This window comes from Streptomyces sp. NPDC052910, from assembly GCF_055585605.1.
This window is the reverse complement of the sequence record NZ_JBVJJR010000002.1, coordinates 1122265-1141595: the sequence shown is the minus strand read 5'-3', so window position 1 is coordinate 1141595 and position 19331 is coordinate 1122265. Positions and strand designations below refer to the sequence as shown.

Genomic DNA, 19331 nt, shown 5'->3' with positions numbered 1-19331 from the left:
CCCCCGAGCGGTCGTCCGCCGGAGGGCGACCGGACCCGGCGACCGACGCGGTGCGGCTCGCTCATGCCGAGCGGTTGACGAGATCCTCGACGTAGTTCGGGCGGTCGGGTGACACGATGCGCTCCGGCCGGTAGCGTCCGGTCTCGATCTCCCACTGGTGATACCCGGCCATCCATGCCTTGAAGGCCGCGACGGACTTGTCGACGGCGGCGCGGTCGCGGGCGTCGAGGCCGAGTGCCGCGCAGGTTCGCATCAGTTCCGGTTCCAGGCTCCGGAAACGAGGAATGCGGTCATCGACGACCATGTCCCGCACCGCGCGCAGTGCCTCGGCGCGGCTGCACCCACGCTCGTGCTCGACGACGAGGACGGCATTGTCGACATCGCCGCGGGGCGCCTCCTTGTGCACCGAGTGCACATCGTTGCAGAGCAAGGGCACATCGGCGGCGATGCGACGCATCATGCGGTACTGGGGAGTGTGGGCGACGACCTGCGGAACGGTGAATCGGCCGGTCCGCTCGCCGTAGTCGACGACGGTGCGGGTGCCGGACATACCGCGTCGCACCTCCAGGTAGTGCTGCCAGGACGGAACGCGGCCGCTGGTGCGATCGATCGCTTCGGGGATGTAAGTGCCCAGGTAGTACTCCCAGTTGCAGGCGGCACGGGCGGCCCACCAGGCGGGCATGCCCTGCCTGCTGCGTTCCCATAGGTCGGTGAAGAAGGACACCAACGGCGAGCAGGGACGGGGCAGCGGCTGCCCGGCCGACCGGTACAGGACGGCGATCAGTTCGGCGGTGAAGGCTGCCGCGCCCGCCGGGTCATGCCCGAGTGGGCCGTCGAACTGGTCGTCGAAGACGAAGAAGAACGCCATCAGGTCCACCGCGAGATCCAGTTCGTCACCGACGGCCGACGGATAGCTGTATCCGGCCAACCGGGCCATGTCCCAGGACAGGTAACACTCCTCGGCTTCGAGGGTGGCCAGCATTCCGTGGGCCTTCATGCGGGACAGGTTCGCAGCCCTGGCCCGCTTCACGTCAGGGCTGGATCGCGGGGGAAACGGGAGGTCGAACCCGGGAAGGTCGGTCGATGTCATCATGTCCTCGACATTCACCCTGGCTGATCATTTTTTCGATTCAGCTTCGATTCAGCCTTTTTGTCCGCCCCCACCAGGGTCCGGGCAACCATCAGGTCTGACAAGAGGGCCCTCACCCGCTCCGGACGAACGCGCGACCCCGGTCGCGGCACGTCCCCTCCGTTCACGGAGTCCCCAGCGGCCGCCGGCGACCCCGTACGCCTCACCACCGAGAACGAGCGGCTGCCCGGCGCGCTTGCCGCGGAGGGCCGCGTCGGCTTCGTCGATCTTGCCGGGCGGCGGACTCCACCCCGGGCCGGGCGTCCCGCCGCCTCCGCACCCCGCTCCGGTGACCACCGCTCCCGGACCGGACGTGATCTGCGTCGCGATTCGGCCACCGGCCGTTTCGCGGGTCCGCCCGGTGTGAAGGCGCGCCGCGACATCGGGCCCCGTGCGGGGAAACGCCTGTTGCCGGGCCCGCGCCACCGCGGGAAAGGAACCGAGCCTTGTCAGGAGGCGGCAGCGTCGACGTCCGGCGCGACGGCAGTGATCGGACGGCGGCCGGAGGGCGTCGCACACCAGGTCGGCGACGCACGGAAGGCACGGCCGCGGACGGCACGGCCACGGGCGGGACGGTCACGGGCGGGACGGTCATGGAGGGCACGGCCACGGACATCACCCGCGCGGACGTCACGGTCACGGACGAACGCCTGGTCAGACGGGCGGTGAAGGCCGCGGCGCTCGGCAACGCGATGGAGTGGTTCGACTTCGGGATCTACAGCTACCTCGCCGTGACGATCGGCGACGTGTTCTTCCCGTCCGACGACGGCGCGGTGCGGCTGCTGTCGTCCCTGGCGACCTTCGCCGTGGCGTTCCTCGTCCGGCCGCTCGGCGGGCTGTTCTTCGGGCCGCTCGGCGACCGCGTCGGCCGCAAACGGGTGCTCGCGCTGACGATGGTGCTGATGGCCGCCGGCACGTTCGCCATCGGGCTGATCCCGTCCTACGCCGCCATCGGCTTCTGGTCACCGGTCCTCCTGATCACCTTCCGGATGGTGCAGGGCTTCTCCACCGGCGGCGAGTACGGCGGCGCGTCCACCTTCATCGCCGAGTACGCGCCCGACAAACGCCGTGGTCACTACGGCAGTTTCCTGGAGTTCGGCACCCTCGCCGGCTACGTCGGCGCCGCCGGACTCGTCACCGTCATGAGCGCGTGGCTCGGCGGCGACGGCATGCGCGAATGGGGATGGCGTGTGCCCTTCCTCGTCGCCGGGCCGCTCGGCCTCGTCGGCCTCCACCTGCGGCTGAAGCTGGAGGACACACCGGCCTTCCGGAAGCTGTCCGAGGACTCGGCGAGCCGGACCGGGCACCGCGAGGAAGCGGCCGGGCTACGGGAGATCTTCGCCACCCAGTGGCCCCGGCTGACCCTGTGCGTCGTCCTGGCCGGCGCCTACGGCATCACCGACTACATGCTGCTCTCCTACCTGCCCACCTACCTCACCGACCGCCTCGGCTACGACGAGGCGCACGGCGTCGTCGTCCTGATCGTCACCATGCTGCTGCTGATGTGCGTCATCACCTTCGTGGGGCGGCTCAGCGACCGCGTGGGCCGGAAGCCGCTGCTGATGGCGGGCATGGGCGGGTTCGTCGTCCTGTCGGTGCCCGCCTTCCTGCTGATCGGGCAGGGCGGCCTCGCCCCGGTGTTCGGCGGCACGCTCATGCTCGGCCTGTCCCTCGTCTGTCTGCTCGGCACGATGTCGGCCGCGCTCCCCGCCCTGTTCCCCACCCGCGTCCGCTACGGCTCCCTCTCCATCGGCTACAACCTCTCCACCTCCCTCTTCGGCGGCACCACTCCGCTGATCACCACCGGCCTGATCCACGCCACCGGCAGTGACCTGGCCCCCGCCTGGTACGCCGCCGGGGCGGCACTGGTCGGCCTGGCCGCGGTGGCCGTCATGAAGGAGACCGCCGGACGGCCGTTGGAGGGGTCGCCGCCGTCGGTGGCGACGGAGGAGGAAGCGGCGGAGATCGCGGGGGCCCGGGCCCCGGAAGCCGGGGCGTGACGGCGCTCCGGCTCTGTGGGCGTGACGGCGCCCCGGCCCGGTGGGTGCGAGGGCGGGGAGCCAGTGCCCTCCCGGACGGCTGCTCGCCGGCCGAGGGGTTCTGCGGCTGCGCCCGCCGCACGGACACCCGGGACCAGGTCTGCCTCGACGTTCGGCTCCGGCGACCAGGGCGTCGTCGGGAACGACCGGACCCGGTGCCAGTGGCTGGCGCCTGGTACTCCGCAGAACTTTGCCGTTCGGTCGACCAAGCATCAGCGCAGGTCGGATAGCGTCCAGGCATTCACTGTCGAAGGCGGGGCGCGGATTCGTGTGCGCCCGGTGGGAGGAGTGTGTCGTGAGCCTGACCAACCTGGTGAACACCGCGGTAGACCTCCCGGAAGGGTGGCGGTCCCGGGTGCTGGGGCACGTGGGCACCGCCTGCGTGAAGGTGCTGAGGATGGACGAGATGCCCGTGGAGGCGGAGAGCCATGATGCCCCCGAGGCTCTGCTGGTTCTCGAGGGGCAGCTCCGGCTCGAAGTCGAGGGCCGGCCTGTTCCGGTCGGTGCGGGCGAGCTGTACATGATTCCGGCGGGCACGACCCACGCGGTCCGCCCCGGCAGCCGGGGGACACTCCTGATCGTGGAACTCCGGGAAGGCGCCACTGCGAACTGAGCGCGTATGACGGCCCGGACGGGCTCTGGCCAGGGCACGGAGCACGGAGAGAGAAGGTCCACCCACCTCGCCGTCACCTCACCGTCGACCGGAAGCGCCGCCCGCCGGCGGTCGTCCCGACGCGGTGGGGCGCACCATGTCCCGTGCCCTCTGCCGTCTGCCGTCCGGATCGACGGGGGAGCGGCCCGCTGTACGGCCTGTCGGGCACTGCTCAGTAGGCGGCGATCGCCCAGAAGAGGCCCACTTCGTCCTCGTTGACCGCGATCAGCCCCAGATCGCCCCACAAGTCGATGCCGTCGATGTACTCGCAGCTCAGGAAGCCGCTGAAGGAGAAGTACGCCGAGAGGCCCGAGGCGAGGAAGTCGTGGCCCGGTTCCTCCGTGGGCGACGCGGTGGTCCAGAAGCGGGCCGTGGGGCCGTAGCGGTCGAGCAGGGTCCGGGCGTCCGCCAGGACGGCGGCCCGGTCCGGGCGCGAACGGACGGGGGCGGGTTCCGCCGACCACCCCTCGGTCATGACGGCGAGCGAGGCGACCGCCGTCTCTTTCTCCACGGGGTGCACATACTTGGCGACTTCGTCGGCGGTCGGTGGCGCGAAGGGGTAGGCGGGCAGTGTCTCGCGGGCGGCGTTGGTGCGGTCCCAGTCCAGGCGTATCAAGCCGCGGGGGTCGGGAGCCGACCGGTGCATGACGGCGATGGCGTCCTGCTTCCAGTCCTCGTGACGGCGGGGCCCGGTGGCCATGAAGGTGTAGTGATCGTCGAGCAGCCGCAACGCCGCCGCGTTCCAGGGGCTGCGGCGGCCGCGGAGGTCGTGCAGCAGACCGTTGACCTGAAGCCCGAAGGCGTCGTTCGGCTCGCGGGGGATGCGGCGGAGCCGATCGAGGGCCCAGGCGAGGAGCTCTGCTTCTCTCTCGTCGGTGCCGGTGCCGGTGCCGGTGCCGGTGCCGGTGAACGCGGGAAGCTCCGGGAGGGCGAGGGCGTCCGTGAGGGCGCCTTGGCTGTTCCACAGGGCGTCCGAGAGCGCTTCCAGGTGACTGTCGAGGAGGTCGAGGGGCGACCGGTCGGCGGGCGTGATCATGACGTCACTGTAAACATGGACGCATTTGGTGTGATCGTCACTACGCCGCGGTGCGGGGGCCCGGTGCGGCGATCGGATGTGACCGTCGTCGGTGGCGCCTCTCCGCACTGCCGGAAGACGGCGGGGATGAGGGGGCCGGCAGGCACAGTGACACGTGCGGCACGGTCATCCCGCCTCGAAGGCGGAACGCAGGGTGTCGCGATGGGCGCGCACATAGCGGATGTCGGCCTCGTACAGGTCGGTGTGACCGTCCGCGACGTGTTGCCGGAACGCCTCGTTGCCCTGTGCGGCCTGGTGGCGCATGAAGTCGATGAGGGCCCGCAACCGGTCGGGGACGATGTCGATGACGTCGGCGCCCGCTCCCGGCCCGTATGCCCGGCAGAAGGCGGCGACCCGGCGTCCCTGCTCCCGCGGGGTGCCGAAGCTCTCCGGGTTGTCCGGCCCCTGCAACGGCGCGAACCGGTACACGGCGTAAGCGACGTCCCAGGCGCGTGGCCCGGGATGCGCCGCGTCGAAATCGATGAAACCGACCGCCACGCCGTCCTTCACCACGCAGTTGTAGTGAGCGGCGTCGCCGTGGCACATGACCTCGGCCGGCTGCCGGGCCGGTAACAGCCAGGAGTCGTGGCGACTCGGCCGGAACGTCGTACCGGCGTCGTGAAGGCCCCGCAGCAGTGTCGCCGCGGAGGCGAGGAGCTCGGGCGTACGCAGGTCCGGCGTAGCACGTCGTGCACCTCGCCGTCGAGGAAGTGAGCAGTTCGTTGCCGTCGTCGTCGAAGCCCCGTGGCTCCGGTGCGCCGTGGAAGCCCTGATCGTGGAGGTGCCGCAGCAGCCGGTGGATCGCCGGCGCCGCTTGCGACGCCGGGCGGTGGACGAGGCCACCGTGGCGGCGCACGACGTTCACGCCGCCGCGGAATTCCTCCCATGCGCTCATTCGCGGCTCGCTTTCCGCGGACCAGGGACCGGGCTTCTTCGACCGTACGTCGGGCGGGGGCATTTGGTGAGTCGGCGGTTGCAGATGAGGGCTGCGCCGATGACGAGGGCTGCGGTGATGACAGGGCGAGGAAGCGCCCGGGTTTGCGTTCGGAGCGGCCGTGCGGGCGGCGGCATCCGGCCGGGCAGGACCTGGTGCCCCCTGACGGTCCGGCGGTGGCAGCCGAGCCGGATGGAGGGCTCGGTGCCCCGACGGGCGACGCGGTGGGTAATGCCGCGTTTCCGCAGTCGGCGGCGCGGCCCGCGCCGGGGGCGGATCGGCTGGGTGCGGATCGGCTGGGTGCCGCATATCAGGGTGCCGTGTATCAGGGACTTGAGCGCTTGACCGTCGCGCGGGTTGGCGCCGGGGACGCCCGGGGGCAGGGGCAGACCGGTGCGCTCGGTGTCCGGGTGGGCCTTCGGCCTGCTCTGGCTCCGGTCGACAGGGTGCGGACCTGTCAGCTCCCCCTCTTCGGCACCCGTAGGGCGCCCGCGCCGGGCGTGGGAGCCGGCGCGGGCGCGGCCTGATGAATGCTTCGGTCTTCAGGCGGTGAAAGCGCCGGTCTTTATGGCGGATACGAGATCCGCGAAGGCGGCGACGGGGACGTGCAGCACGGGGCCGGTGGGGCGCTTGCTGTCACGGACGGGGACGAGGCCGGACGTCGTGGAGGTGGGCGCCCACTCGACGCAGTCGGTGCCATCCGGGTGGCTGTAGCTGCTCTTGACCCATTTATTCATGTCGGTACCCATTTCTCGCCCTTCTCGTCAGGAAATGAGGTCTCCCTCCTTGAGGGAGGATACGAACTTCGCGAGAGTGGCGGCGGGAAACCACAGGACGGGGCCGGTCGGCGTTTTACTGTCCCGCACGAGGGCGGAGTCGGGGGTACCTTGGCCGATTTCCACGCAGTTGGTGCCGTCGGGGTGGCTGTAGCTGCTCTTCACCCATCGCGCGGCGCTTGTAGTGACCTCCATGATCCCTCCCGTACTCTTCCAGTACATCTTTGATGAATGCAGCGGAGTCGCTGGCTGATAGGCAATCAGCTCTGAGGATCTCGTAGCTGTGGTTATGGCGGGCGACGACTTCCGGATCGTCACTGAAGTGTCCCCTGTCTAGCGATTCGTAGTACAGCCATTCTTCCCCGTCGGGAAGCTTGAGGATCGTCATCGACGTCCTGGGGCGCATGAGTTTGCTGTTACTCGCCGGTGCTACCTGAATGCGAATGTTGGGGAGCTTCCCGACATTCAGGAGAAACTGGCACTGCCCCGCCATCACTCTCGCCGACTCCACCACGTTGCGGAGAGCGCTCTCGTCCAAGACGACTGCCAGAAGCGGACCGCCCGAACGAAGGAACCGCTCTTGCCTACCCAAACGAGTGCGGATGCGCTGCTCCCTTCTCACCGGGTCCGTATCCCTGGAGAACAGTGCATGCACGTACGCCTCACTCTGCAAGAGCCCGGGCATGACATTTTCCTGAAACACACGGAGGGATGTCGCCTTGGCTTCCAGATTCAGCCGACGCTGGAACCAGTCGGGGTACGCCTGATCCGGATACCAGTCCGTCTCCCGCCACACCTTGTACAGCGCACCGCCGGTGTTCAGCTTCTTGTCGCATCTCTTCACCAGGGGCTCGCTCGGGACCCGGTCGCCCGTTTCGATGCGGCTCAGCACCGACCGCTCGCAGAGGATCTGCGGTGCCAGTGATTCCTGTGTTTCTCCGGCCGCTCTCCGGTAGTGGGCGAGCAGTTGGCCGAACGCGCGGCGCCCTCCCGGGGCGACGCTGGCGGCGTTGCGGGCGGACATGCGCCTCCAACCGTGATCACGTGTCGTGTCAGTGCGTCACTGGCACGACACGAAGTGTTGCGTGCGCGCTGTGACCCGCGCAACTCTGCTGGTGGAGCCCGAAGTTGCGCTCTGTGGGAAGCAGGAAGGTGCACAAATGATCGAGTTCACGTATCGCGTGGGCGGTGCCGCGTGACGCACATGTCGTTCGGGGTCGGGGCCCGGCCCGCGCTCGTGCCCAACCCGCGCGTGCCGTGCGTCGCGTGCGCGCGGATCACCGACGCGCGGCATGCCGCCGAGCGCGCCGGCGAGTGGAAGCGTGTGGAGTTGCTGCGGCGGGAGGGGCTGCGGCACGGGGATGAGGTGCACCGTGGTTGACGACTGGATCCCTCAACCGCTCGAACCCGTCCTCGACGTGGAACTCGACCGGGTCGGCGTCGTCGTCGGCTGGGACCACGACACCGGGCAGATCACCCTCCGGCCTCCCGGCGGCGGGCGGACCTGGCGGCCGGCGCGCTACCGTCGCGCCACCGCCACCGACAAGCTCCGCGCCCGCGTGAGCGAGCTGAACCGGGAGGGACGCAGGTGGTGACGCCTGTCGGGGGACAAGGCGCGGGGTGCCCCGAGTGCGCCCGGTCGAAGACCGCGTTCGCGCATGCGCTGCGTACCGGCGACCGTGACGAGGGAGAGCGCGTGATGGCGGCCCGCGGACTGCACCTGTACGCGGCACATTGGGGGCCTGACCGGGGGCGGCGAACGGCCGTCGGGCCCGGAGACGCTTCCGGGCCGCACCCGGCACCGCGCCCGGCGTGAAGGCTGCATCGGAAGACCAAGGTGGCGGTCAGGTTAGGCAATTGCGACCGCGGAACCCACCACGGCGAATCGACGAGACACTGGAGATGGCGGTGGGCGGGGGAGGTGCCGTCGGCGGCCCCAAGTCCCCCCGGTGACCTCGGCGATGGCAGCGATGGCGGCTCGGCGAAGAAGGGTGAGCTCTCTTTCGTCTACTCGAACTGCGACGTCAGTTGGGCATCACCGCCTATGGCGGGAAGGACGGGGCGGGGACACCCCCGGAGTGTTTGAGTGTCGGGCGTCGGAACGCACGCGACGTACCGTCGGGCCGTCGCGTGGGCGCTCGCGTTCAGGGTGGGCGACCTGCTCTGTCGGTGACGTCCGGCCCTGCCGGCCCCTCGCGCGTGGTGAACGCGGTTCGTGGAATGCCGTCGCCGGGGGCCGCTTAGGCTGCTCCCATGGGTGAGGGGGCCGAGGACATCGGCGTGGATCCTGACGGTCAGTGCTGGAGTGCCACGCGCTCCTGGGTGGAGAAGGCGCTGCCCGCTGCGGAGCGCATCGAAAAGGTCGAGCGACTGCGCGGCGGCTGGACGTCGGAAATGCGCCGGCTGGACCTCTGCGGTCCGGACGGTCGGCGCTCAGTCGTCCTGCGGTCCTTCGTCAAGCCGTTCTTCGTTCGGCACGCGGAGGGTCTGTTGACCCGTGAGGCGACCATCCTGCGCCTGCTCGGTGACACGGACGTACCCGCGGCCACGCTCCTGGCGGTGGACGCGGCGGCGCACCACTGCGATCACCCCTCGTTGTTGATGTCCCGACTGCCGGGGAGCGTGCGCCTGGACGACCGGGGTGCTGACGACCGCGCCGAACTGCTGGCCCGGCAACTCGTGCGTATCCATCGGCTGCCGGTGACCGCGCGGCAACGGCCTCGCACCTACCAGGCCTGGGCCTCTCCCGAGCGAGTGACTCCGCCCGTGGCCACCGGACGGCCTGAGCTCTGGCAGCGGGCTGTCGACGTCATCCGCCGCGAGCCCCCGGCCTACCAGGGCTGCTTTCTCCACCGGGACTTCCATCCCGGCAACGTCCTCTTCACAGGCCCCGACGACGATCCGCGGATCAGTGGGGTCGTCGACTGGGTGGAGACGTCCTGGGGGCCGGCCGACCTGGACGTGGCGCATTGCTCGACGGCTCTCGCCCTGCTGCACGGAGTTCCGGCGGGCATGCGCTTCGCGGATCGCTACGTCGCGGCGGGAGGGGCCTTGGCCGAAGACGGCACCGCCCATCTTTACTGGCGGCTGCTGGACGCGCTGGGGTTCGCTCCGGACGCGGAGAAGGTCGCTGTCCCCTGGCGTGAACTGGGCCGCGCCGACCTGACGCCCGGAGTCCTGACGCAGAGGCTTGAGGGATACATCGAAGCCCTTTTCAGCCGATACGTCTGAGCACGTCTGAGCCGTCGCCCGTGAGGTGAGCAGCGCGCGATCAGGTCCTCCGACGGCGCGCCTCCGAACCGAGGGGCGCAGCCGCATCGTGAGGCGGAGCTGCCGCGCTCGTCCGGTGCCGGTTCGCCACCGGCTGCCGAGGCGGCCGGGCGGGCGAGGGAGCGGGCGAGTGCGGGGTGGGGCCGGAGCGGGGCCGGGGCACCCTGCACCCCGCCCCCCTCAACGGCTCTTGAGTACCTTCTCGATCGCCGCCATCACGTCCCCCAGCGGAGTGTCCGTCCGGGCCACCGTCACCAGGACCTCGCCCTCCGTCTGCGCGGTGACCGCCGGGGCGGCCGGCAGGGGCGCGCGGCCCGCGCCGATGCCCTTCCCGAAGGTCTCGCGGACGATGGCGAACGCGTGGTCGAGCTGGGCCTCGACGTCGCCCTCGCCGCCGCTGCGGAGCCAGCGGCGCAGGACGTGGTTGTGGGCGGTGACCACGGCGGAGGCGGCCACCTCGGCGAGCAGGGGGTCGTCGTCGTGGTGGGTGCCCTCCTCGAAATGGCCCAGGAGGTAGCGGGTGAAGAGGCGTTCGTAGCGGGCCACCGAGGCGATCTCGCGCTCGCGGAGCGTGGGGACCTCGCGGGTGAGGCGGTAGCGGGCGACGGAGACGGCGGGGGAGGCCGCGTACATGCGCATGACCTCCTTGATGCCGCGGCACACCGTGTCCAGCGGGTTCTCGTGCGCGGGCGCGGCGTCCAGGACCCCGGCCGCGCGGACGAGGGTGTCGTCGTGATCGGGGAAGATGGCCTCTTCCTTGGAGCGGAAGTGGCGGAAGAAGGTCCGCCGGGCGACACCGGCCGCCGCCGCGATCTCGTCGACGGTGGTGGCCTCGTACCCCTTGGTGGCGAACAACTCCATCGCCGCAGCGGCGAGTTTGCGCCGCATGGTCAGACGCTGGGCGGCGGCGCGGCCGGAGCCTGACGCCTCGGAGGCGGGGGAGGACGGCGACGGGCGCGGGCCGGGTGGGCCGGGCTCCTCGGAGCCCCGGGTGGCGGTCCCGCGCGGGGAGCGGACGGACTTGGCGGGCTGGGACATGTGGGGAACGTAACACGCTCCCGCGCGGGCGTGCCGGGACGGACCGGCGGCCGGTTCCAGCAGGCCGCCCCAGCTTGAGCCGTCCCGGCTGCCGGTACGGTTCCGGCTTCCGGCACCGTCCGGGCCGCGGGAGTCCTCCCGGCTCCCGGTATCGCTCCGGCTCCCGGTATCGCTCCGGACTCCGTTGCCGCCCGAAGCGGCGGTGCCGCCCCGGCCTCCAGCGGCGCGTCGGCCGCCGGTTGCCCCGGCCCCGCCCGTTCCTCCGGCCCTGCCCGTTCCCCCGGCCCCGCCAGTTGCCCCGGCCCTCCCCGTTCCCCCGGTCCCGCCCGATCCCTCAGGCCCGCGCATACTCGCGGAAGCCACGTCCCGTCTTGCGCCCGAGGCAGCCCGCCGCGACGAGGTGTTCCAGGAGCGGCGCGGGTGCCAGGCCGGGGTCGCGGAACTCGCGGTGCAGGACGCGTTCGATGGCCAGCGAGACGTCGAGGCCGACCACGTCGAGGAGTTCGAAGGGGCCCATCGGGTAGCCGCCGCCGAGCTTCATGGCGGTGTCGATGTCGTCCGGCGAGGCGTAGTGCTCCTGCACCATCTTGACCGCGTTGTTGAGGTACGGGAACAGCAGCGCGTTGACGATGAACCCGGCGCGGTCGCCGCAGTCCACGGGGTGCTTGCGGACGGCCGCGCAGACCTCGCGGACGGTGGCGTGCGCGTCGTCGGCCGTCAGGACCGTCCGCACCACCTCCACCAGCTTCATGGCGGGCGCCGGGTTGAAGAAGTGCATGCCGACGACGTCCTGCGGCCGGGAGGTCGCCCGGGCGCAGGCGATCACCGGCAGCGAGGAGGTGGTGGTGGCGAGGACGGCGCCGGGGCGGCACACCTTGTCGAGCGCGGCGAACAGGTCCCGCTTGACGGTGAGGTCCTCGGCGACGGCCTCCACGGCCAGGTCCACCTCGGCGAGGGCGTCCAGGGTGCCGGCCGGGGTGATCAGTTCCAGGGCCGCGTCGCGCTGCCCGGCGGTGATCCTGCCCTTGTCCACCGAGCGGGCCAGCGACTTCGCGACCCGGGTCCGGGCGGCGTCCGCCTTGGCCGGCGTCCGGGCGGTGAGCACCACCGGGAGTCCCGCCCGGGCGAAGACCTCGGCGATGCCGCTCGCCATCGTCCCGGAGCCGACGACGCCGACGGAGCGCACCGGCCGGCCGGTGCTTCCGGCGGCGGACGCGGCGGGCGTCTCGGCGTCCGGGACGGTCTCGGACGAGCCCGGGGCCGCGTACGTGTAGAAGCCGCGGCCCGCCTTGCGGCCGGTCAGCCCGGCCGCCGTCAGGTGGCCGAGGATCGGCGCGGGCGCGTGCAGCCGGTCGTGGGAGTCCGCGTACATGGCCTCCAGGACGGTCCTGGCGGTGTCGACGCCGATGAGGTCCAGCAGGGCCAGCGGGCCCATGGGCAGGCCGCAGCCCAGCTTCATCGCGGCGTCGATGTCCTCCCGGGACGCGTACCGCGACTCGTACATGGCGGCGGCCTGGTTGAGGTAACCGAACAGCAGGCCGTCGGCGACGAAACCGGGCCGGTCGCCCACCGCGACCGGCTCCTTGCCCAGTTCACGGGCGAGTTCGGTGACGGCGGCGACCGCGGCGGGCGCGGTGAGCACCGAGGACACCACCTCGACGAGCTTCATGGCCGGGGCGGGGTTGAAGAAGTGCAGGCCGAGCACCCGTTCGGGACGGGCGGAGTCGGCTGCCAGCCGGGTGACGGACAGCGCGTTGGTGCCGGTGGCCAGGATCGTCGTGGGAGACACGATCGAGTCGAGGGCGGTGAAGACGTCGTGCTTGAGCGCGTAGTCCTCGGGCACGACCTCGATCACCAGGTCGGCACCGGCCGCGTCGGCGAGATCGGCGGAGGTGCGGAACCGGCCCAGTGCGGCCCGGCGTTCGTCCTCGGTGAGCCTGCCGCGGGCCACCGCGCGGGCCGTGGCGGCGGTGAGCGCCTCGACGGCCCGGGCGGCCGCGCCGGGGCTGACGTCGATGCCGACGACCTCGCGGCCGGCTCGGACCAGGACCTCGGCGATGCCGGTGCCCATCGTGCCGAGGCCGACCACGGCGACGGACCTCAGGGGGGCGGTGGCGGCGTCGGGGGTCGCCCGGGTTCCGGGGGTGAGGGAGGGCAGGGAAGGGGGGACGGCGGACTGACGGTCCATGACGGGACTCCAGAGGGTGTTTCCCGGGCACGGGGAGCTCGACGGGAGCGGGGAACCGCCCCGGCGGCGCTGCCGGGTACGGGTGCGCGGCACGTCCCTGCGCGGGCGCGGCGCCTTAAGGATTTCCGCGGACGGGTAAAGGGCGTCCACGGGAAGGGAGTTGTGCGACCGGCCGGCCCTGTCCCGGGGCCGTGCCGTACTGGAGTGCCGAACCGGCGGGCGGCACCGGGCGGACCGGTGCCACGACGGCCGCGTCACCGGCCGCCCGAGCCGGGGTACGGCTCGTGCCGGGAGATTAACTCACCGGTAACCGGGAGCGCCAGGGGGCCCGGGCGCGACTTACCATGTGGTCCAGGCCACTCGGGGAGGAGAGCAGGAAATGGAAGAGGAATTCCGCGTACTGCTGAAGCGGGTACGGGCCGAACTGGTCTCCCCGGCCGAGTTCACGGCGTACGAACGGCTGGTGTCCCTGGCGGGCACCGACGGACGGGCCGCCCGGGACACGCTCGCCGAGGTGCTGGTCGCCCCCGAACAGCCGCTCTGGGCGCGGGAGATCGCCGCCTTCGCGCTCGGCGTCCAAGGGGACCGGCGGGCCTTCGAGACGCTCGTGCTGCTCCTCAACTACCGCGAACCGGTACGGTGCGCGACCGCGGCCCATGTCCTCGCCCGGCTCCGCGACCCGCGCACGGCGCGCGCCGCCGCCGCCCTCGCGACCAACCCGCTGCGCACCGCCTACGCCCTCCACCCCGTCCGGCTGCTGACCGAACTGCGCGCTCCCGAGTCCGTCCCCGCCCTCCTCTCCACCCTCGAACGGCTGCTGGCCGCGCGGGACCACTGCTGGCCCGTCGCCCGCGCCTGCGTCGAGGGGCTGGGACTGCTCGGCGACCGCCGGGCCGAGGCGACTCTGGTCGCCGCGCGGGAGCACGAACGGCTGCGGTCGGCGGCGGTGGTGGCACTGGCGCGGCTCAACGGAAGGCCGTTGCCGAGCGCTCAGGCGGTGCGGTCTGCCCGGAACGGGCCGCGTGGTTGACGTCGGGGGCCCGTCCGGGGGAGCTCGGGGACATCCGCGCGAAGCGCGGTTTCGGGACCGCGGGGGCCTGCCCCCGCGAGAAGCGGTGAAATCGGCCGGCCTCTGGGGGAGGGGCCGGGGCGCCCCCTACAGCTCCCGCACGTACCGCACCTCCGTCAGCGGTTCGCCGTCCACCGGATCGACGCGCTCCGCGCCGTCCGGGGCGAAGCCGGCGCACGCGTAGAAGCGGCGGGCGCGTGCGTTGTCGCGCAGCACCCACAGCCCCAGACGCGCGTCGCCGCGCTCCCGGGCGCTTTCCAGTGCGGAGGCGCACAGGGCGCGGCCCACGCCGGTGCCGATGAGCGCGGGGCGCACATAGAGGGCGTACAGCTCACCGGCGGGCGCCGGGAGATCGTCGTCGCGGCAGGGGCCGAGACAGGCCCAGCCGGTGAGGGAGCCGTCGGGGGACTCGGCCACGAGCTCGACCATCGGGAACTCGGCCGCCGTCCGGCGCGCCCGGTGGGCGGTGGCGTCCGCCGCCGGGTCCATGGCGTCGAGGTAGGAGGCGGGGACGAGGTCCCGGTACGCCTTCCGCCACCCGCTGACCCGGATTTCCGCCACAGTGTCCACATCGTTGTCGGTCATCGTTCGTATGCGCACCATGCACGCACGTTAGCGGGCGCGGGACGCGAGCAGACGGAAACGCCGGTATGTACGCGGAACGAGGGCACTCCGATTTGGGCGGGTGTGGCGATGGTGATTGGCTTTGCCCGCACCCGCGGGACACGCGGGCTGTTGCACATATCGTCATCCCGGAGGGCAAGTCATGGGCCAGGTCGAGGCCACCACCGAGCGGATCATCGCGGCGGACCCGGAGGAGGTGTTCGACGCGCTCGCCGACTACAGCGGCACCCGTCCCAAGCTCCTGCCCGAGCAGTACAGCGAGTACGAGGTCCGGGAGGGCGGCGACGGCGAGGGCACGCTGGTGCACTGGAAGCTCCAGGCGACCAGCAAGCGCGTCCGGGACTGCCTGCTGGAGGTCACCGAGCCGTCCGCCGGGCAACTGGTGGAGAAGGACCGCAACTCCAGCATGGTGACCACCTGGACGGTCACCCCCGCCGGTGAGGGCCGCGCGAAGGTCGTCGTCACCACCACGTGGACGGGCGCGACCGGCATCGGCGGCTTCTTCGAGCGGGCCTTCGCGCCCAAGGGCCTGGCGCGGATCCACGACGCGGTGCTCGCCCGGCTGGCCGGCGAGGTGGAGAAGGGCTGACCCCGCCTTTCCCACGGCCGGCGGCGGACGCGGGCCGAGCCGGGGCCGGCCCACCACCGCGGGCCGCGCCACGGCCGGTCCACCGCCGTGGGCCGCGCCAGGGGCCGGTTCACCGCCGTGGGCTGACCTGCGGCCTCACCTGTTCGAGTGGTTTTCCCGGCCGGGTGCCGGACTGTCACAACGCCTCCGACCGGCGGAAAGCCCGCACGGGCGAACTCCCGGGTAAAACGTCGCGCTTGCTCCCCGTTGTCGCGTAATGCGAAAAAAGGGCGGCCGGACCAGGCGCGACGACGGGAGATCACACGTGGGCGGGTCCATCTCCGAGGCCATCGTGGCGACGAGCGGGCCACCCGCCCTGCCCGCGAGCGGGCCCGTCCCGGCCGGACCCCCCGGCCGGGTCTCCCGGCGCGGGCGGGGGCGGGTCCGCGTCGTCTTCACCGCGCTGATGCTCACCCTGCTCCTCGCGGCGCTCGACCAGACGATCGTGGCCACCGCCCTCCCGCGGATCGTCGGCGACCTGCACGGCGTGGACCGCATGTCCTGGGCCGTCACCGCCTACCTGCTCACCTCCACCGTCGTGCTGCCGCTCTACGGCAAGGTCGGCGACCTCCTCGGCCGCAAGACCGTCTTCGTCTTCGCGATCGTCGTCTTCGTCCTCGGCTCCGGGCTGGCGGGCTGGTCGCGGACGATGGACCAGCTCATCGCCTTCCGCGCGCTCCAGGGCGTCGGCGCCGGCGGACTGCTGATCGGCGTGCAGGCGATCATCGCCGACATCGTCCCGCCCCGCGAACGCGGCCGCTTCATGGGCGTCATCAGCGCCGCCTTCGGCCTCGCCTCCGTCGCCGGGCCGCTGCTGGGCGGGTACCTGACCGACCACGCCTCCTGGCGCTGGTGCTTCTACGCCAACGTCCCCTTCGGCCTGGTCACCCTCGCTGTCGTCCTCAAGGCCCTGGACCTGCCCCGGCCCACCGCCCGCGGCAGGTTCGACGTGCTCGGGGCGCTGCTGCTCAGCACCTCCGCCACCTGCCTGGTGCTGCTCACCAGTTGGGGCGGCACCGAGTACGCCTGGACCTCCCGCGTCACCCTCGGCCTCGCCGCCGGGGCGCTCGGCACGGCCCTGCTGTTCCTCGTCGTCGAGCAGTACGCGGCCGAACCGATCATCCCGCCGCACCTGTTCCGCGACTCCGTCTTCACCGTCACCGGACTGATCGGCGCGGTCGTGGGGGTCGGCCTCTTCGGCGCGGCCACCTACCTGCCGACCTTCCTCCAGATGGTCGACGGCGCCGACGCCACCGAGTCCGGGCTGCTGATGCTGCCGATGATGGGCGGTGTCGTGGCGGCCTCGCTCGTCGCCGGCCAACTCGTCAGCCGCACCGGCCACTACAAGCTGCTGCCCGTCCTCGGCTGCGCCCTCGCCGCCGAGGGCATGTACCTGCTCTCGCACCTGGACGCCGGGACCGGCCGGCTGGTCTACAGCCTCTGGATGGCCGTGCTCGGCGTCGGCATCGGCCTGGCCCTGCCCGTACTGGTCCTCGCCGTGCAGAACTCCGTCCACCCCGCCGACCTGGGCACCGCCACCAGCGCCAACAACTTCTTCCGGCAGATCGGCGGTTCCGTGGGCGCGGCCGTCTTCGGCACCCTCTTCGCGCACCGGCTGGCCGCCCGGCTCGCCGGCGAACCGCCGCACCGCGCCGGGCTCCCCGACGCCGACTCCCTCACCCCCGGCCTCGTCCACGCCCTCCCGGCGGCCCTGCGGGACGGCTACGTCCGGGCGTACGCGGACGCCATGCCGCGGATCTTCCTCTACCTGGTGCCGGTGTTCATCCTCGGCTTCCTGCTCGCCTTCCTGCTGAAGGAGAAACCGCTGGTGTCCCACAACGCCCCCGACGCGCCCACCATCCCGTCCGCCCGCACCGAACCGCCCCCGCCGCCGCCCGCGCCCCTGATCACCGAGCCGGACCCGGTGCGCGACGCGTACGTCCCGCGCGCCGCCACCCCGGATGACGACCTTCCACACGTCACCGGGGCCGGCGCGGCGGGGGGATCCGAGAGAGCCGCAGGGGTGCCCGTCACCGGGGCCGTCCAGCACCAGGACGGCACCACCGTCGCCCGGGCCGCGCTCACCCTGATCGACGTCCAGGGCCGGCAGATCGGGCGCGGTTCCAGCGGCGAGGACGGCCGGTACGCGCTCAGCACGCCCGGCACCGGCTCGTACGTCCTCATCGCCGCGGCCGGGGGCCACCAGCCGCAGGCGGTCACCGTCACCGTCGGCGACCGGCCGGTCGAACTGGACGTGGTACTCGGCGGCGCCGGCCGGCTGGCGGGCACCGTCCGCGCCGCCGACGGCAGTCCGGTGTGCGAGGCGCTGGTGACGCTCACCAGCGTGCAGGGCGAGGTCGTCGCCTCCACCCGGACCGGGCACGAGGGCGGCTACGTCATCGGCGAACTCGTCGCCGGCGAGTACACCCTGGCCGCCAGCGCCCCCGCCTACCGCCCGGCCGCCCTCCCGGTCACCGTCCAGTCCGCCCGCGAGACCCGGCAGGACATCGAGCTGGCGGGCGGCGCGGTGCTGCGCGGCACGGTCCGTGCCGGGGGCGGGCGACCGGTCGAGGACGCCCGGGTCACCCTGCTCGACGCGGCCGGGAACGTCGTCGACTCCGCCATCACGGGCGCCGACGGCACCTTCCGCTTCGTCGACCTGTCCGCGGGGGAGTACACCGTGGTCGCGGCCGGGTACCCGCCGGTCGCGACGGTCCTCCAGGTCGCCGGGGGCGGCCGGACGGAGCGGGACCTGCAACTGGGCCACGCGGACCAGGGAATGACGGACATGTTCCGGGAGCGGCACGGAAGGTGAGGCGGGGGAGGCGGGGAGTCGGGGGGAGGCGCGGGCCGGGGAGGCTCGGGGAGGTCCGGGGCGTCTCAGCCGCCGGCCGGTGACGACGCGTCGGCACCCGCCCGTTCCGCGCCCGCCCGTTGCCTGCCCGCCCGGTCCTCGGAGGCCGCCCGGTGGGCGCTCGGGCTCACGCCCCTGACCCGCTTGAACGCCGCGCTGAAGCCGAACGGATCGGCGTACCCGACGCGCCGCGCGACGGCGGCGACCGTCGTGCCGGGCTCGGACAGCAGATCGGCGGCCAGCGCCATGCGCCATTCCGTCAGGTAGGCCAGCGGAGGTTCGCCCAGCAGGGCCTGGAAGCGCTTGGCGAACGTGGAACGGGACACTCCGGCGACGGCCGCCAGGGACGGCAGCGTCCAGGCCCGTTCCGGAGCGTCGTGCATCGCGCGCAGGGCGGGACCCACCACGTCGTCCCCCAGCGCCAGGTACCAGGCGGGCGGGGCGGCCCCCGGCCGGTCGAACCACTGACGCAGCGTGCACACCAGCAGCCAGTCCAGCAGCCGGTCGGCCACGATCTGCCGGCCGGGCAGACCATCGGTGAGCTGGACCTCCAGATAGCCGCGCATGGCGGCGCAGTCGTGCTCGTCCGGGACGACGGCGACCGGCGGCAGGGCGCACAGCAGCCGGCGGGGCACCTCGCCCGGGACGCGGTAGGCGCCGGCGAGGAGCACCGTCCGGCCGTCGCCGTCCGGCACCGGCTCCGGGCGGCCGCCGGACGTTCCCAGGGCGTCCGTGAAGGTGAACGGGCCGCGGACGATCGCCGCCTCGCCCGTACGCAGCGGTCGCGGCTCCCCTCCGCCGTCCGGGACGATCCGGCCCGCGCCGCGCAGGGGGACGCACAGGGTGAGGTAGGCGTCGTCGGGGAAGCGGAGCGTCCACGGCGGGGTGAGCACCGGGCCGGCGAGGACGGCGCCGTTGGCGCGCACGCCGCGCAGGAGGTCGTCGAAGGGGTCCATGGGCGGCACGATATGCGGGCCCGTGGGGGCGGAGGCCGGGGTGGGGCCGGTTCGGGGTGGTGGCCGCGAGGGCGGGCGGGGCCGTGGATGCGCGGACTC

The 19331-nt window shown here is 72.4% G+C and carries 18 protein-coding genes; 8 read left to right on the top strand and 10 right to left on the bottom strand.

Annotated elements, in window-relative coordinates; all coding sequences use genetic code 11:
• Positions 1-61: 61 nt before the first annotated feature.
• On the bottom strand, positions 62-997 hold the full coding sequence (locus ACZ6X9_RS10480; RefSeq protein WP_469777530.1) for a terpene synthase family protein: 936 nt from the start codon (positions 995-997) through the stop codon (positions 62-64).
• Positions 998-1575: 578 nt separating this feature from the next.
• On the opposite strand from ACZ6X9_RS10480, the gene ACZ6X9_RS10475 reads away from it, so the two are divergent.
• On the top strand, positions 1576-3129 hold the full coding sequence (locus ACZ6X9_RS10475; RefSeq protein ID WP_469777529.1) for an MFS transporter: 1554 nt from the start codon (positions 1576-1578) through the stop codon (positions 3127-3129).
• Positions 3130-3463: 334 nt separating this feature from the next.
• Entirely contained in the window at positions 3464-3781 is a 318-nt protein-coding gene (locus ACZ6X9_RS10470) for a cupin domain-containing protein (protein WP_469777528.1), read from the top strand.
• Positions 3782-3992: 211 nt separating this feature from the next.
• Here the strand turns inward: ACZ6X9_RS10470 and ACZ6X9_RS10465 are convergent, their stop codons facing one another.
• The 5 genes from ACZ6X9_RS10465 to ACZ6X9_RS10445 form a co-directional block, all read right to left on the bottom strand.
• Positions 3993-4856, bottom strand: coding sequence for a hypothetical protein (locus ACZ6X9_RS10465; RefSeq protein WP_469777527.1), 864 nt, complete (start codon positions 4854-4856; stop codon positions 3993-3995).
• 165 nt (positions 4857-5021) lie between these two features.
• Complete coding sequence (locus ACZ6X9_RS10460; RefSeq protein ID WP_469777526.1) at positions 5022-5738, bottom strand: phosphotransferase; 717 nt, start codon at positions 5736-5738, stop codon at positions 5022-5024.
• 633 nt (positions 5739-6371) lie between these two features.
• Positions 6372-6578, bottom strand: a complete 207-nt coding sequence (locus tag ACZ6X9_RS10455; protein ID WP_469777525.1) for a DUF397 domain-containing protein — start codon at positions 6576-6578, stop codon at positions 6372-6374.
• A 15-nt stretch (positions 6579-6593) separates the two neighbouring features.
• Complete coding sequence (locus ACZ6X9_RS10450) at positions 6594-6731, bottom strand: DUF397 domain-containing protein (protein WP_469777524.1); 138 nt, start codon at positions 6729-6731, stop codon at positions 6594-6596.
• Complete coding sequence (locus ACZ6X9_RS10445; protein WP_469777523.1) at positions 6682-7629, bottom strand: helix-turn-helix domain-containing protein; 948 nt, start codon at positions 7627-7629, stop codon at positions 6682-6684. The genes ACZ6X9_RS10450 and ACZ6X9_RS10445 overlap by 50 nt, the downstream gene beginning before the upstream one ends.
• A gap of 171 nt (positions 7630-7800) precedes the next feature.
• On the opposite strand from ACZ6X9_RS10445, the gene ACZ6X9_RS10440 reads away from it, so the two are divergent.
• The 3 genes from ACZ6X9_RS10440 (at position 7801) to ACZ6X9_RS10430 (ending at position 9836) form a co-directional block, all read left to right on the top strand.
• A complete protein-coding gene (locus ACZ6X9_RS10440) occupies positions 7801-7986 on the top strand; it encodes a hypothetical protein (protein WP_469777687.1) in 186 nt (61 codons plus the stop codon).
• Positions 7979-8200 (top strand): hypothetical protein, encoded by a 222-nt coding sequence (locus ACZ6X9_RS10435; protein ID WP_469777522.1) that lies wholly within the window; start codon positions 7979-7981, stop codon positions 8198-8200. The genes ACZ6X9_RS10440 and ACZ6X9_RS10435 overlap by 8 nt, the downstream gene beginning before the upstream one ends.
• Positions 8201-8858: 658 nt before the next feature.
• A complete protein-coding gene (locus ACZ6X9_RS10430) occupies positions 8859-9836 on the top strand; it encodes a phosphotransferase family protein (RefSeq protein ID WP_469777521.1) in 978 nt (325 codons plus the stop codon).
• Positions 9837-10055: 219 nt separating this feature from the next.
• On the opposite strand, the gene ACZ6X9_RS10425 is transcribed toward ACZ6X9_RS10430, so the two are convergent.
• Together ACZ6X9_RS10425 and ACZ6X9_RS10420 are read right to left on the bottom strand one after the other, a co-directional pair.
• The gene (locus ACZ6X9_RS10425; protein ID WP_469777520.1) at positions 10056-10913 is read right to left on the bottom strand and encodes a TetR family transcriptional regulator; all 858 of its coding nucleotides are present in this window, start codon (positions 10911-10913) and stop codon (positions 10056-10058) included.
• 334 nt (positions 10914-11247) lie between these two features.
• A complete protein-coding gene (locus ACZ6X9_RS10420) occupies positions 11248-13101 on the bottom strand; it encodes a 3-hydroxyacyl-CoA dehydrogenase family protein (protein WP_469777519.1) in 1854 nt (617 codons plus the stop codon).
• 379 nt (positions 13102-13480) lie between these two features.
• Between ACZ6X9_RS10420 and ACZ6X9_RS10415 the strand changes: the two genes are divergently transcribed.
• Complete coding sequence (locus ACZ6X9_RS10415; RefSeq protein ID WP_469777518.1) at positions 13481-14131, top strand: HEAT repeat domain-containing protein; 651 nt, start codon at positions 13481-13483, stop codon at positions 14129-14131.
• A 126-nt stretch (positions 14132-14257) separates the two neighbouring features.
• Here ACZ6X9_RS10415 and ACZ6X9_RS10410 read toward each other — a convergent pair whose 3' ends face one another.
• On the bottom strand, positions 14258-14773 hold the full coding sequence (locus tag ACZ6X9_RS10410; RefSeq protein ID WP_469777517.1) for a GNAT family N-acetyltransferase: 516 nt from the start codon (positions 14771-14773) through the stop codon (positions 14258-14260).
• Between the two features lie 163 nt (positions 14774-14936).
• Here ACZ6X9_RS10410 and ACZ6X9_RS10405 point away from each other — a divergent pair, with 163 nt between their 5' ends.
• A complete protein-coding gene (locus ACZ6X9_RS10405) occupies positions 14937-15383 on the top strand; it encodes an SRPBCC family protein (protein WP_469777516.1) in 447 nt (148 codons plus the stop codon).
• A 256-nt stretch (positions 15384-15639) separates the two neighbouring features.
• Positions 15640-18237: an MFS transporter gene (locus ACZ6X9_RS10400; protein ID WP_469777515.1), complete on the top strand. Its 2598-nt coding sequence runs from the start codon at positions 15640-15642 to the stop codon at positions 18235-18237.
• Between the two features lie 65 nt (positions 18238-18302).
• Here ACZ6X9_RS10400 and ACZ6X9_RS10395 read toward each other — a convergent pair whose 3' ends face one another.
• The gene (locus ACZ6X9_RS10395; protein WP_469777514.1) at positions 18303-19232 is read right to left on the bottom strand and encodes an AraC family transcriptional regulator; all 930 of its coding nucleotides are present in this window, start codon (positions 19230-19232) and stop codon (positions 18303-18305) included.
• Between the last annotated feature and the right edge of the window lie 99 nt (positions 19233-19331).

What these genes read in the sequence shown, in the direction of transcription:
- ACZ6X9_RS10465 (WP_469777527.1), bottom strand. Translation starts at nt 4,856, where the DNA reads ATGATCACGCCCGCCGACCGGTCGCCCCTCGACCTCCTCGACAGTCAC.
- ACZ6X9_RS10430 (WP_469777521.1), top strand. Translation starts at nt 8,859, where the DNA reads ATGGGTGAGGGGGCCGAGGACATCGGCGTGGATCCTGACGGTCAGTGC.
- ACZ6X9_RS10400 (WP_469777515.1), top strand. Translation starts at nt 15,640, where the DNA reads ATGCGAAAAAAGGGCGGCCGGACCAGGCGCGACGACGGGAGATCACAC.
- ACZ6X9_RS10445 (WP_469777523.1), bottom strand. Translation starts at nt 7,629, where the DNA reads ATGTCCGCCCGCAACGCCGCCAGCGTCGCCCCGGGAGGGCGCCGCGCG.
- ACZ6X9_RS10395 (WP_469777514.1), bottom strand. Translation starts at nt 19,232, where the DNA reads ATGGACCCCTTCGACGACCTCCTGCGCGGCGTGCGCGCCAACGGCGCC.
- ACZ6X9_RS10425 (WP_469777520.1), bottom strand. Translation starts at nt 10,913, where the DNA reads ATGTCCCAGCCCGCCAAGTCCGTCCGCTCCCCGCGCGGGACCGCCACC.
- ACZ6X9_RS10405 (WP_469777516.1), top strand. Translation starts at nt 14,937, where the DNA reads ATGGGCCAGGTCGAGGCCACCACCGAGCGGATCATCGCGGCGGACCCG.
- ACZ6X9_RS10415 (WP_469777518.1), top strand. Translation starts at nt 13,481, where the DNA reads ATGGAAGAGGAATTCCGCGTACTGCTGAAGCGGGTACGGGCCGAACTG.
- ACZ6X9_RS10480 (WP_469777530.1), bottom strand. Translation starts at nt 997, where the DNA reads ATGAAGGCCCACGGAATGCTGGCCACCCTCGAAGCCGAGGAGTGTTAC.
- ACZ6X9_RS10455 (WP_469777525.1), bottom strand. Translation starts at nt 6,578, where the DNA reads ATGGGTACCGACATGAATAAATGGGTCAAGAGCAGCTACAGCCACCCG.
- ACZ6X9_RS10410 (WP_469777517.1), bottom strand. Translation starts at nt 14,773, where the DNA reads ATGGTGCGCATACGAACGATGACCGACAACGATGTGGACACTGTGGCG.
- ACZ6X9_RS10420 (WP_469777519.1), bottom strand. Translation starts at nt 13,101, where the DNA reads ATGGACCGTCAGTCCGCCGTCCCCCCTTCCCTGCCCTCCCTCACCCCC.